This window comes from Paraburkholderia sp. BR10937 (assembly GCF_040965695.1).
Taxonomy (GTDB): Bacteria; Pseudomonadota; Gammaproteobacteria; order Burkholderiales; family Burkholderiaceae; genus Paraburkholderia.
The window spans coordinates 20,493-32,981 of record NZ_JBFRCL010000048.1; the positions used below are offsets into that span (position 1 = coordinate 20,493).

10 protein-coding genes are annotated in these 12,489 nt (G+C 65.8%); 7 read left to right on the forward strand and 3 right to left on the reverse strand.

What is annotated here, in order from left to right; all coding sequences use genetic code 11:
• Positions 1-29: 29 nt before the first annotated feature.
• Positions 30-857 carry a phosphonate ABC transporter ATP-binding protein gene (phnC, locus tag AB4Y44_RS31005; protein WP_254316685.1) on the reverse strand — a complete coding sequence of 276 codons (828 nt, stop codon included), beginning with the start codon at positions 855-857 and terminating at the stop codon, positions 30-32.
• Between the two features lie 387 nt (positions 858-1,244).
• On the opposite strand from phnC, the gene AB4Y44_RS31010 reads away from it, so the two are divergent.
• From AB4Y44_RS31010 to AB4Y44_RS31025, 4 genes are all read left to right on the forward strand, one after another.
• On the forward strand, positions 1,245-2,279 hold the full coding sequence (locus tag AB4Y44_RS31010) for a M14 family zinc carboxypeptidase (RefSeq protein WP_342919011.1): 1,035 nt from the start codon (positions 1,245-1,247) through the stop codon (positions 2,277-2,279).
• A complete protein-coding gene (locus AB4Y44_RS31015) occupies positions 2,276-3,058 on the forward strand; it encodes an alpha/beta fold hydrolase (RefSeq protein ID WP_368701711.1) in 783 nt (260 codons plus the stop codon). The genes AB4Y44_RS31010 and AB4Y44_RS31015 overlap by 4 nt, the downstream gene beginning before the upstream one ends.
• Before the next feature lie 97 nt (positions 3,059-3,155).
• On the forward strand, positions 3,156-4,223 hold the full coding sequence (selD, locus tag AB4Y44_RS31020; protein WP_368701712.1) for a selenide, water dikinase SelD: 1,068 nt from the start codon (positions 3,156-3,158) through the stop codon (positions 4,221-4,223).
• 7 nt (positions 4,224-4,230) lie between these two features.
• On the forward strand, positions 4,231-5,136 hold the full coding sequence (locus AB4Y44_RS31025) for a cation diffusion facilitator family transporter (RefSeq protein WP_342919008.1): 906 nt from the start codon (positions 4,231-4,233) through the stop codon (positions 5,134-5,136).
• 203 nt (positions 5,137-5,339) lie between these two features.
• On the opposite strand, the gene AB4Y44_RS31030 is transcribed toward AB4Y44_RS31025, so the two are convergent.
• Together AB4Y44_RS31030 and AB4Y44_RS31035 are read right to left on the reverse strand one after the other, a co-directional pair.
• A complete protein-coding gene (locus AB4Y44_RS31030; protein WP_254316690.1) occupies positions 5,340-5,612 on the reverse strand; it encodes a DUF4148 domain-containing protein in 273 nt (90 codons plus the stop codon).
• A gap of 212 nt (positions 5,613-5,824) precedes the next feature.
• A complete protein-coding gene (locus AB4Y44_RS31035) occupies positions 5,825-6,829 on the reverse strand; it encodes a LysR family transcriptional regulator (protein ID WP_342919007.1) in 1,005 nt (334 codons plus the stop codon).
• Between the two features lie 188 nt (positions 6,830-7,017).
• On the opposite strand from AB4Y44_RS31035, the gene AB4Y44_RS31040 reads away from it, so the two are divergent.
• The 3 genes from AB4Y44_RS31040 to AB4Y44_RS31050 all read left to right on the forward strand — a co-directional run bounded on the left by AB4Y44_RS31040 (position 7,018) and on the right by AB4Y44_RS31050 (position 12,487).
• Positions 7,018-7,911 (forward strand): alpha/beta hydrolase, encoded by an 894-nt coding sequence (locus AB4Y44_RS31040; protein WP_342919006.1) that lies wholly within the window; start codon positions 7,018-7,020, stop codon positions 7,909-7,911.
• A 69-nt stretch (positions 7,912-7,980) separates the two neighbouring features.
• Positions 7,981-9,198: an efflux RND transporter periplasmic adaptor subunit gene (locus tag AB4Y44_RS31045; RefSeq protein ID WP_342919005.1), complete on the forward strand. Its 1,218-nt coding sequence runs from the start codon at positions 7,981-7,983 to the stop codon at positions 9,196-9,198.
• 103 nt (positions 9,199-9,301) lie between these two features.
• Positions 9,302-12,487, forward strand: coding sequence for an efflux RND transporter permease subunit (locus tag AB4Y44_RS31050; protein ID WP_342919004.1), 3,186 nt, complete (start codon positions 9,302-9,304; stop codon positions 12,485-12,487).
• The last annotated feature ends 2 nt before the right edge of the window (positions 12,488-12,489 follow it).

A 12,489-nucleotide genomic window follows, 5' to 3' on the forward strand; every position in this document is an offset into this window, starting at 1 on the left:
AGCGGGTTGAAAAGGGTTGGCTTGCGTGATCAGGCCGCGCGCGGCTGCGCGCCGAAGCGCGTTGCCGCGGACGGTGCAGCATCGGGTTCGAGCAGCTCGCGCGCGGCGTTGCCATAAAGCTGTTGCAACAGGGCGGGCGTGAGCGCCGACGATGCGCCGTCGTACACCACGCGCCCGTCGCGCAGCGCGATGGTGCGCGGGCAGTACTCCATGGCGATATCCACCTGATGCAGCGAGACGACCACCGTCAAGCCGTGATCGCGATTGAGCATGCGCATCATGTCCATTACACGGCGCGACGATGCGGGGTCGAGCGAGGCGATGGGTTCGTCGGCGAGAATCAGGCGCGCGCGCTGCACGAGCGCACGGGCGAGCGCCGCGCGCTGCTGCTGGCCGCCCGAGAGATTCGAGGCGCGCTCGGCGGCCTTGTGCGCGATGCCGACTTCGCCGAGCGCGGCCAGCATCAGTTCGCGCTCGGCGCGCGGAAAGCGGCCCGTGAGACGTCGCCAGAGCGGCAGCCGCGACAGCGCGCCGATCAGCACATTCGTTTCGACCGTGAGGCGATGCACGAGATTGAACTGCTGAAACACGAAGCCGATGTCGCGGCGAATGCGGCGCACTTCGCGCACGATGCGGCCATCCTGCTGAATAGGACGACCAAGAATCTCGATGCGCGAAGGCTGCGGGTCGGAAGCCGTGAAGCCCGCAATATGGCGTAGCAAGGTCGATTTGCCCGAGCCCGATGCGCCGATCAGCGCGACCATCTCACCAACGCCCACGCGCAGGTTGATTTCGTCGAGTGCCTTGCGGCCGCTGTCGAAGCTTTTCGAGAGGCGTTCGATGCGTATGGCGTCCATGACAATCCGTCGCTGTGTAGTCGAGGGGTCATTCTAGGAAGCGACTGTGACGGTTGAGTGAAGGTGTCGCGACGTCTAGACGACTACATGTCTTGCGACCTTCCCGCGGCGGAAAAAATCGCAAGAGATGTGACAGAGGCATGACGCCAAACATCTGTCACGCTCAATATCATGGGAAGCGGCTATATTGATGGGCAACGTACGTGCTGTCCCTGGTTTTCCTGACTTGTTGCTGACTCATTGTCGACAGGGGCAGCACTCGCAAGGTAGTTGTAGACAATGCGGCCGCACGCGGCGGCCGCGGTCTGCGCGACCCGACCTGGGCGGCCCCACCTGGGGCCCCACCTGGGCGGCCCCATCCAAACGAGCGACGAAACCCGGCGCCATATGCAGGCACTGAGCTTCCTACCCGACAGCTTCGAGGAATACGAGGACCTCAAGATGATCCTCGATGCCGGCGCACGCTGGCTCGACATTCGCAGCGAGGGCGAAGTCGAGGTGCGCGGCCGCACGTTTCCGCTCTACGTGGCGGCAATCGGCTCGCGCGATCCGGCCGCACCCGGCATTGGTTTTTTCGGGGGCATCCATGGGCTCGAGCGCATTGGCTCGCAGCTCGTACTCGACTACCTGCGCGCGCTGGTGGGGCGTCTCGCCTGGGACGAACTGCTCCTGCGCCAGCTCGAGTCCGTGCGCATCGTGTTCGCGCCGATCCTCAATCCCGGCGGCATGTGGCTTGCGACGCGCGCGAATCCGAACGGCGTGGACCTCATGCGCAACGCGCCGCAGGATGCCGACGAGCGCGTGCCTTTTCTCGCGGGCGGCCAGCGCGTCGGCTCGTGGCTGCCGTGGTATCGGGGGCGGCGCGGCGCGGCCATGGAGATCGAGGCGCAGGCGCTCCTGAAGATCGTCGACGAAGAACTCACGCGGCGCCCGCTTTCCTTCGCGCTCGACTGCCATTCGGGTTACGGCTGGACCGACAGCATCTGGTTTCCGTACGCGCGCACGCGCCGTCTCATCCGCCATCTGCCCGAAATGTACGTGCTCAAGACGATGTTCGAGCGCGCGCATCCGCACCACGGCTACACCTTCGAACCGCAGAGCCATCAATATCTGCTGCACGGCGACTTGTGGGATTGCGCGTACGATCGCGCGCCCGACAGCAACATCTTCCTGCCGCTCACACTCGAACTGGGCTCGTGGCTGTGGATCAAGAAGAACCCGCGTCAGATCTTTTCGCGCCAGGGCATGTTCAATCCGCTCTTGCAGCATCGCACCGCGCGTGTGTTGCGGCGTCACGCGAATCTGTTCGAGTTCCTCACGCGCGCCGCGTATTCCTCGCCGCGCTGGCTGCCCGAGGGCGTGATACGCGAGGAGGTGCTGAAAAGCGCCATCGGGCACTGGTATCGCAAGCCGGGCACATGAGCGAACCGTGGATCCTGCTGCGCGGCCTCACGCGCGAATCGCGCCATTGGGGCGCGTTTGCCACGCTGCTTGCGGCGCGCGACGGCGTGCTGCCCATCGACCTGCCGGGCAACGGCACGGCGGCGCACGTACGCTCGCCGCTCGCGGTGGACGACTACGTGGACGCGCTGCGCGCCGAGGCGCAGCGGCACGGCGCCCGCGCGCCATATCGCGTGCTGGCGATGTCGTTGGGCGGCATGGTGGCGACGGCGTGGACGCTGCGTTACCCCGGAGAAGTCGGGCGGCTGGTGCTGGTGAACACGAGCATGCGGCCGCATAGCCGCGTGGACGAGCGCTTGCGGCCCTCGGCGTGGCCCGCGCTCGTGCGCGTGGCGCGGCATTGGGGTGGCGGCGACAGCGACGGCATTGCCGAGACGCTGATCCACGGGCTCACCTGCGCGCGCCGCGACACGCTCGCGGCCGACCTCGAAACGTGGCGCGCGATCCGCGCGAGCGCCCACGTGAGCCGCGCGAACGCGCTGCGCCAGCTGGCCGCCGCCGCGCGCTTCAAGGCGCGCGCCGTGCCGCGCTGCGCGGTGCTCGTGGTGTCGTCACGCGGCGACCGGCTCGTGAACCCGGTTTGCTCGGCGCGGCTCGCGCGGGCCTGGGGCGCGCCGCACGTGGCGCATCCGTGGGCGGGGCACGATCTGCCGCACGACGATCCGCAATGGCTCGTCGATACGCTCCACGCGGGCGACGTCGCCGCGAACGCCGCGAGCCGGGCCACCGGCCGCGGCTGAGCGGTGCTGCGGCGCGTGCGCGCCGCCCGCATCGCCAGTCCGGCGATTGCCCCATAATACGAAAACTCATCCGGCACTTTCAGGACGATTTCCAGACATGAACGACAAACCCGCCATTGGCGCCGCCGTGCCGCGCCTCACGAGCCTTTCGCACGGCGGCGGCTGCGGCTGCAAGATCGCGCCGGGCGTGCTTTCCGCGCTGCTCGCCCGCAGCACGCCGCTCACCACCGCATTTCCGAACCTGCTGGTCGGCACCGAGACCGCCGACGACGCCGCCGTCTACAAGCTCAACGACGAGCAGGCCATCGTCGCGACCACGGACTTCTTCATGCCGATCGTCGACGACCCGTACGACTTCGGCCGCATCGCCGCGACCAACGCGCTCTCGGACGTCTACGCCATGGGCGGCAAGCCGATCCTCGCGCTGGCGCTCGTGGGCATGCCGATCAACGTGCTGCCGCACGACGTGATCGCGCAGGTGCTGCGCGGCGGCGAAGACGTGTGCGCGGCCGCGGGCATTCCCGTGGCGGGCGGCCATTCGATCGACTCCGTGGAGCCCATTTACGGCCTTGCGGCGCTCGGCGTCGTGCATCCCGAGCGCGTGAAGCGCAACGCGTCGGCGCAAGCCGGCGACGTGCTCGTGCTCGGCAAGCCGCTGGGCGTTGGCGTGCTGTCCGCCGCGCTCAAGAAGGAAATGCTCGGCGACGCGGGCTACAAGGCGATGGTGGCCGCCGCGACCCTGCTCAACAAGCCGGGCGCGACGCTGGCGGAACTGCCGGGCGTGCACGCCATGACCGACGTGACGGGCTTCGGCCTGCTCGGCCACACGCTCGAAATTGCGCGCGGCGCGAATCTCACCGCGCGCGTGCACTACGCCGAACTGCCGTGGCTGCCGGGCGTGCAGAAGTTCGTCGACGACGGCGTGTACACGGGCGCCTCGGGCCGCAACTGGGCTTCGTACGGCGACGCCGTCACGCTCGCGCCCAGCCTGCCCGAAAGCGCGCGCACGCTGCTCACCGACCCGCAAACCTCGGGCGGCCTGCTCGTGGCATGCGCGCCGGCAAGCGTGGACGACGTGCTGGCGATCTTCCGCACGGAAGGCTTTGGCGACGCGCGCGTGATCGGCGAACTGAGCGAAGGCCCGGCACGCGTGGACGTCGCGTGAGGGCCGTATGAGCGGAGAATCGCCGAAAGCCATCTTCTACGCGCTCGCTGCGAACTTCGGCATAGCGGTCTGCAAGTACGCTGCCGCGGCGTTCACGGGCTCGGGATCGATGTTTGCGGAGGCGATCCACTCCACGGCCGACTGCGGCAACCAGCTGCTTTTGCTGTTCGGCCTGCGTCAGTCGCGCGAGCCGCCCACGCCGCTGCATCCCATGGGCACGGGCCGCGCGATCAACTTCTATTCGCTGCTCGTGGCGCTGCTGCTGTTTTTCGTGGGCGGCGCATTCTCGGTCTACGAGGGCGTGCACCGGCTGATCGCGCGCGAGCCGTTGCGATTCGTCTATGTGGCGCTCGTCGTGCTCGGCATTTCCGTAGTGCTCGAAGCGTTTTCGCTTTACGGCGCGATGCGCGAGATTCGCAAGGGCGCGCCCACCAAATCGCTGTGGCGCTGGGCGCGCGAAACGCGCGATTCTGATCTGCTCGTCGTGGCGGGCGAGGACATCGCCGCGCTGGCGGGTCTCGCCATTGCGTTCGCCGCCGTGCTGCTGACGGTCATCACGGGCAATCCGGTATGGGATGCGTGCGGCTCGATCGGCGTGGGCATTCTGCTCATGCTGATCGCGTGGTTCATCGCGCGCGAAGTGAAGTCGATGATCGTCGGCGAATCGGCCAGCCCGGAAATGCGGCGCGATATCGAATCGTTCCTGCGCGCGCGGCCCGAGATTCGCAGCATCATCAGCCTCATTACCCTGCAATGGGGCAAGGAGGTGATGGTGGCGGTGCAGTGCGAAATGCTCGAGTACGACCACAGCCGCACCATGGTCGAAGCGATCAACGAGATCGAAGCCGATCTGCAGGCGCGCTTTCCCCTCGTGCGCTGGGTGTTTTTCGAGCCGGATTTCGTGAACCGGTAATGCAAGGGCCCGGCGGTTGCATAAACCGCCGGGCCCTTGCACACATTTCACATCTTCACGCGCGCTTCACATTTCAATGCCGAAACGGCGTCCACACGGGCGTGGTGTTGTCCCACTGCTCGAGTTCGGAAGGTACGGTCGGATTCATGTTGGACTCCTACGTTTTTCGTCTTGAAATCGAAATGCCGATGCGTCTTGCGGGCTCATTCGCCAGCCTGCGCAACGCGCTGGGCGTTGTTCGCGCGGCTTTCCTGCAGCGCGATGCGTTGCGCTTGCGTGCGGCCGATCAGGCTTTGCTCGGGGTAGCTCGTCTTGTTCAGCGAGGGCAGCGTGCCGTCGCGGTACGCGGCGGCGATTTCCGCCTTCACTTCGGCGCGGGTTTTCGGGGCGCTGTTGTCCTGGGCGAAGACCGAAGCGCTGGCGGCGAGCGAGAGAACGAGCGTGGCGCCAATGGCGGTTGCGAGAGTGCGTTTCATGATCTGCTCCTTTTGTACTGGTGCCACGTGGGTCGCGGCGACAGGAGCAAATGTAGTTGCGCAGCCGTTTGCGATAAACGGCCGGAACGCGAAAGCAATTGTCGAAAATCCGGAACAATCGCTGCGCCGCGCCCGCGAAAGCCTTTGCGGGCGCGGCTTCGAGGGTTGGCGCAGCGCGACGGCGTTACGCGGCCCGGCCTACGCGGCCCAGCTTAAGCGGCCCATTCCGAAATCACCGGCGTTTCGAGTGACGGCGCGTTTTCGCGCTCTTCGAGCGTGCGCATCGTGCAGGCCTTGTCGAGCGAGGCGCGGCCGCTCAGGAGCGGGCAGCGGTCGAACACTTCGGCGATCCAGTCTACGAACACGCGCACTTTGGGTGACAGATGGCGGCTGTGCGGATAGACGGCCGAAATCGGCATGGGCAGCGGCTTGTAATCGGGCAGCACTTCGACGAGCGCGCCCGACTTCAGGTGCGGCAGCACCATGTAACGCGGCCCCTGAATCAGGCCGAAGCCTTCGATGCCGCAGGTCACGTAAGCGTCCGCGTCGTTGACCGAGACCATGCTCTTGAGCTTGACCTCCACTTCCTTGCCGTCGACGAGAAACGCCCAGTCCATCACGCGTCCCGTGCGCGACGAGAAGTAGTTCACGGCGCGATGCTCGGCCAGCTCTTCGAGCGTTTGCGGCGTGCCGTGGCGCTCCAGATACGACGGCGCCGCGCACGACACGCCTTCGAAAATGCCGATGCGCCGCGCGACCAGCGACGAATCCTGCAGCGCCCCCACGCGCACCACGCAATCCACGCCTTCCTGCAGCAAGTCCACGGGGCGATCGGATAGCCCGAGTTGCAGGTCGATGTCCGGATAGCGGCCGTGGAATTCGCACAGCGACGGAATGACGATGAGCCGCCCAATCGAGCCGGGCATGTCGATGCGCAGTTTGCCGTGCGGTTTGCGGTTGCGATCCTGGAATGTGGTTTCCGTTTCCTCGACGTCCGCGAGAATGCGCACGCAGCGCTCGTAGTACGCCGCGCCATCGGGCGTGAGCGACAGACGGCGCGTGGTGCGGTGCATGAGGCGCACGCCGAGAAACGCTTCGAGATTCTGAATGATCGTCGTGACCGAAGCACGCGGCATGTCGAGCGTTTCGGCAGCACGCGTGAAGCTGTTGGTATCGACGACGCGGGTGAACACCTGCATGGCCTGAAGGCGGTCCATTGCCACTCTCCAAAAAGCTTCGGTCGCACGGCGCGCGGCATTCGAAAGATACGCCCGCGCAGAAAGAGGAGACAGATTGTTCAGGTGCGCCGAATTGTGTTGCCGGATTATAGGCATTTATTTGCAAGTCTGCCGAACCCACAATTCCCGTCATTCGAATCTACTCTCGCGCATTGCGCCGATTTGACATGGATGTCTTTAAACGCCCAACGTCTTGGACCTCCGCGGAGGAAGCGCCGCTGGCCGAAGTGCCCGCGGCGCCGCCCGTTACCGCGTCCGCCAAGCCTGGCAAGGCGCGCGCGCTGCTCACGACCGACGTCGTGATCGAAGGCTACGCCCAGCAGATTCCGCTGCGCCTGTACCGCCCCGAAGCCGCGAATGGCCTGCCGGTGTTGCTGTATTTCCACGGCGGCGGCTTCGTGCGCGGGTCGATCGACGAAGCGGATGCGGTGGGGCGGTTTCTCGCAGAACGCTTACCAGCGCTCGTGGTGAGCGTGGGGTATTCGCTCGCGCCGAAGCACCCGTTTCCCGCCGCCCCCGAAGATGCGCATCGCGCGGCGCTGTGGGCGCTCACGCGGGCCCGCGCGTTCGGCGGCAACCCGAAGCGCGTGATCGCGGCGGGCCACGACGCGGGCGGCCAGATCGCCAACGTGCTCGCCTTCATGGGCCGCGATCGCGGCGACGTGAAACTCGCGGCGCAGGCCCTGTTTGCGCCGATGCTCGACCCGAGCCTCACGCGTCTTGGCGACGAGGCGCGCCTTGGCTCGGATATCACCGCAAGCGAATGCGCGGCGTGTTATCGCGCGTATCTGCCCAACTCGACGCAGCGTATGCATCCGTACGCCGCGCCGCTCGAATCGCTGCGTCTTGGCGGCTTGCCGCCCACGCTCATCGTGACCGCACAGAACGACGTGCTGCACATCGAAGCGGAGAAGTACGCGAGCCGCCTGATCGACGCGGGCGTGCGCACCCAGGTGGTGCGCTACCCGAGCGTCTCGCACGCGAATCTCGCGGCGCATCCGGCCGCGCTCAGCGAAGCCGTACGGTTTTTCCAATGTTGCTTCGACGCGGGGGCGTCATAGACGAAGCACCCTTGCGGCGGTGCTGCCGAACCAGTGAAGAACAATCAACCATTATTTCTGGAGTCCGACATGTCACTTTTTTCGCAATCCCGAACCCGTATCGCACTAGCGGTCATTGGCGTGCTGGTGGTCGCGGGCCTCGGCACCCTCGGTGCCATCCGCCTCGACTCGCACCCTGCCGTTGCCGCTGAAGCGCCGCCCGCACCCGAGGTCGACGTCGCGCCCGTGCTCAACCGCACGATCACCGACTGGCAGACCTACTCGGGCCGCATGGCCGCTGTCGAGAAAGTGGAGATACGTCCGCAGGTTTCCGGCACGATCGTCTCCGTGAACTTCCGTGACGGCGCGCTTGTGAAGCAGGGCGAGACCCTGTTCGTGATCGACCCGCGCCCGTACCAGGCGGCCGTCGATCAAGCCGCCGCGCAGCTTGCCGCTGCCCAGGCGCGCACGGGCTACGCGCAAAGCGACTGGGAGCGCGCGCAGCGCCTGATTGGCGACAACGCCATCGCCAAGCGCGATTACGACGAGAAGCAGAACGCCTCGCGCGAAGCGAACGCGAACCTCAAGGCCGCGCAGGCCGCGCTCGAAGCCGCGCAGATCAACCTGGGCTATACGCGCATCGTCGCGCCGGTTGCCGGGCGTGTGTCGCGCGCCGAGATCACGGTGGGCAACGTCGTATCCGCCGGGGCGAGCGCCGCGCCGCTCACGACGCTCGTCTCCGTTTCGCCCATCTACGCCGAATTCGACGCCGACGAGCAGACCTATCTCGACTACATCAGCCACATGAAGAATGGCTCGAAGGTGCCGGTGGAACTGGGTCTCGCGAACGAATCGGGCTATTCGCGCACGGGCACGATCGAGTCGGTGGACAACCGTCTCGACACCACGTCGGGCACGATCCGCGTGCGTGCGCGCTTCGACAACGCCGACGGCGCGCTGGTGCCGGGGCTTTACGCACGCATCAAGGTGAGCGGCAGCGCCCCGCACCCGGCGCTGCTCGTGGACGACGCCGCCATCGGCACCGACCAGGACAAAAAGTTTGTTTACGTCGTGGACAACAGCGGCAAGATCGCCTACCGCACGGTGCAAACGGGCGGCCAGCAGGGCAACCTGCGCGTGATTCTGGGTGGCCTGAAGGCGGGCGACCACGTGGTCGTGAACGGCACGCAGCGCGTGCGCCCCGGTGAAGCCGTGCGCTCGCACATGGTGCCGATGAACGGCGACCCCGACGCCGATTCGACCAGCACGGCAGCGAACCCCGGCGCCAAGGCAGCGAAAACGTCCTGACGAGCGACGGGCGTGGGCAATCGCAGCCTGCGCCCGTGCTTCCGTCAGGACGACTAAGCAGAAAGATTCGCGTCAATTTGAGCGTCATGAACAAGAGCAACCCATGAACATATCGAAATTCTTCATCGACCGGCCGATCTTCGCGGGCGTGCTGTCCGTGCTGATCCTGCTGGCCGGCGTGATCGCGCTGTTCCAGTTGCCGATCTCCGAGTATCCCGAGGTCGTGCCGCCTTCGGTGGTGGTCCACGCGCAGTATCCGGGTGCGAACCCGAAGGTGATCGCCGAAGCCGTCGCTGCGCCACTCGAAGAGCAGATCAACGGCGTCGAGAACATGCTGTACATGCAGTCGCAAGCCAATAGCGACGGCAATCTCACGCTCACGGTCACGTTTCGTCTCGGCACCGACCCGGACAAGGCCACGCAGCTCGTGCAGAACCGCGTGAACCAGGCGCTGCCGCGCCTGCCGGAAGACGTGCAGCGCCTCGGCATCACGACCATCAAGAGCTCGCCTACGCTCACGATGGTGGTGCACCTGATCTCGCCCGACAACCGGTACGACATGACGTACCTGCGCAATTACGCGCTGCTCAACGTGAAGGACCGCCTCTCGAACATCCAGGGCGTGGGCGAGGTGCAGCTGTGGGGCTCGGGCGATTACGCCATGCGCATCTGGCTCGACCCGCAGAAGGTGGCGCAGCGCAATCTGACCGCGAACGACGTGGTCAACGCGATTCGCGAGCAGAACGTGCAGGTGGCGGCGGGCGTGATCGGCGCGTCGCCTAGCGTGCCTGGCACGCCGTTCCAGCTCAACGTCAATGCGCGCGGCCGTCTGCGCACGGAAAGCGAGTTCGGCAACATCATCGTCAAGACGAATCCCGATGGCGGTGTGACGTATCTGCGCGATATCGCGCGTATCGAGCTGGCGGCCTCGGAATACGGGCTGCGTTCGCTGCTTGACAACAAGCCGGCCGTGGCGCTCGCGATCAACCAGGCGCCGGGCGCAAACTCGCTCGCGATTTCGGACCAGGTGCGCGCGGCGATGAAGGAACTCAAGCAGGACATGCCAGCGGGCGTGGATTACAAGATTGTCTACGACCCCACGCAGTTCGTGCGCTCCAGTATCGAAGCCGTGGTGCATACGCTGCTCGAAGCGATCGCACTCGTGGTCATCGTGGTGATCGTGTTCCTGCAAACGTGGCGCGCCTCGATCATTCCGTTGATCGCGGTGCCGGTGTCGATCGTCGGGACGTTCTCGCTGCTGCTTGCGTTCGGGTTCTCGATCAACGCGCTGTCGCTGTTCGGGATGGTGCTCGCGATCGGCATCGTGGTGGACGACGCGATCGTGGTGGTCGAAAACGTGGAGCGCAATATCGCCAGCGGGCTATCCGCGCGCGATGCAACCTACAAGGCCATGCAGGAAGTGAGCGGGCCGATCATCGCCATTGCGCTCACGCTCGTGGCCGTGTTCGTTCCGCTCGCGTTCATGAGCGGTCTCACGGGCCAGTTCTACAAGCAGTTCGCGATGACCATCGCGATTTCCACGGTGATCTCGGCGTTCAACTCGCTCACGCTTTCGCCCGCGCTTTCGGCGCTGCTGCTGCGCGGTCACGGCGAGAAGGAAGACTGGCTCACGCGTGGGATGAACCTCGTGCTGGGCGGCTTCTTCCGTCGCTTCAACCGCGTGTTCCAGCGCGGCTCGGAAAGCTATGGGCGCGGCGTGAACGGCGTGCTCCGCCACAAGGGCGCGATGCTTGCGGTCTACGTGGTGCTGATCGCCGCAACGGTGCTGATGGCGCGTGTCGTGCCCGGCGGCTTCGTGCCCGCGCAGGACAAGGAGTATCTGATTGCGTTCGCACAGCTGCCCAATGGCGCCGCGCTCGATCGCACCGAGAACGTGATTCGCGACATGAGCGCCATCGCGCTCAAACAGCCCGGCGTGGAAAGCGCCGTGGCGTTCCCGGGCCTTTCGGTGAACGGCTTCACCAATAGTTCGAGCGCGGGCATCGTGTTCGTCACCCTCAAGCCGTTCAAGGAGCGCAAGGGCAAGGCGCTTTCGGCCGGTGCGATTGCGGGGGCGCTGAACCAGCAGTACGCCGGCATCAAGGATTCGTTCATCGCCGTGTTCCCGCCGCCGCCGGTGCTCGGCCTCGGTACGCTGGGCGGCTTCAAGATGCAGTTGGAGGATCATGGTGCGCTCGGCTATGAGGCGCTCAACCGCGCGACCCAGGACTTCGTCAAGCGCGCGGCGCAAACGCGGGAGCTGGGCCCGACGTTCACGAACTATCAGATCAACGTGCCGCAGCTGAACGTCGATCTCGACCGCACGAAGGCGAAGCAGCTCGGCGTGCCGGTCACCGATGTGTTCGACACGATGCAGATCTATCTGGGTTCGCTCTACGTGAACGACTTCAACCGCTTCGGACGCGTGTATCAGGTGCGCGTGCAGGCCGATGCGCCGTTCCGCCAGCGGGCCGACGACATCCTGCAGTTGAAGACGCGCAACGCCGCGGGCGAAATGGTGCCGCTCTCGTCGCTCGTCACGGTCACGCCAACGTATGGCCCCGAGATGGTGGTGCGCTACAACGGCTACACCGCTGCCGACATCAACGGCGGCCCGGCGCCCGGTTATTCGTCGGGCCAGGCGCAGGCGGCGGCGGAACGCATCGCGGCTGAAGTGCTGCCGCGCGGCGTGAAGTTCGAGTGGACCGACCTCACGTACCAGCAGGTGCTGGCGGGCAATGCGGGCATCTGGGTGTTCCCGATCAGCGTGCTGCTCGTGTTCCTCGTGCTGGCGGCGCTCTACGAGAGCCTGACGCTGCCGCTCGCCGTGATCCTGATCGTGCCGATGAGCGTGCTGTGTGCGCTGACGGGCGTGTGGCTCACGCAGGGCGACAACAACATCTTCACGCAGATCGGCCTGATGGTGCTGGTGGGGCTCGCTTCGAAGAACGCGATCCTGATCGTCGAGTTCGCGCGCGAGCTGGAGCATGACGGACACACGCCGCTTACCGCTGCCATCGAGGCGAGCCGCCTGCGTCTGCGTCCGATCCTGATGACGTCCATCGCGTTCATCATGGGTGTGGTGCCGCTCGTGCTCTCCAGCGGCGCGGGTTCGGAAATGCGTCATGCGATGGGCGTGGCCGTGTTTTTCGGCATGCTCGGTGTGACCGCATTCGGCTTGTTGCTGACGCCGGTGTTCTATGTGGTGCTGCGCACGCTCGCGGGCGGCAAGATTCACGTCGCGCAGAAGGACAATGCGCGCAAGCCGCAGTCGATGGTTGACGCGTAAGG

Excerpts from the sequence above, each read along its gene's own strand:
- AB4Y44_RS31045 (WP_342919005.1), top strand. The coding sequence starts at position 7,981 with ATGTCACTTTTTTCGCAATCCCGAACCCGTATCGCACTAGCGGTCATT.
- phnC (WP_254316685.1), bottom strand. The coding sequence starts at position 857 with ATGGACGCCATACGCATCGAACGCCTCTCGAAAAGCTTCGACAGCGGC.
- AB4Y44_RS31050 (WP_342919004.1), top strand. The coding sequence starts at position 9,302 with ATGAACATATCGAAATTCTTCATCGACCGGCCGATCTTCGCGGGCGTG.
- AB4Y44_RS31015 (WP_368701711.1), top strand. The coding sequence starts at position 2,276 with ATGAGCGAACCGTGGATCCTGCTGCGCGGCCTCACGCGCGAATCGCGC.
- AB4Y44_RS31040 (WP_342919006.1), top strand. The coding sequence starts at position 7,018 with ATGGATGTCTTTAAACGCCCAACGTCTTGGACCTCCGCGGAGGAAGCG.
- selD (WP_368701712.1), top strand. The coding sequence starts at position 3,156 with ATGAACGACAAACCCGCCATTGGCGCCGCCGTGCCGCGCCTCACGAGC.
- AB4Y44_RS31025 (WP_342919008.1), top strand. The coding sequence starts at position 4,231 with ATGAGCGGAGAATCGCCGAAAGCCATCTTCTACGCGCTCGCTGCGAAC.
- AB4Y44_RS31030 (WP_254316690.1), bottom strand. The coding sequence starts at position 5,612 with ATGAAACGCACTCTCGCAACCGCCATTGGCGCCACGCTCGTTCTCTCG.
- AB4Y44_RS31035 (WP_342919007.1), bottom strand. The coding sequence starts at position 6,829 with ATGGACCGCCTTCAGGCCATGCAGGTGTTCACCCGCGTCGTCGATACC.
- AB4Y44_RS31010 (WP_342919011.1), top strand. The coding sequence starts at position 1,245 with ATGCAGGCACTGAGCTTCCTACCCGACAGCTTCGAGGAATACGAGGAC.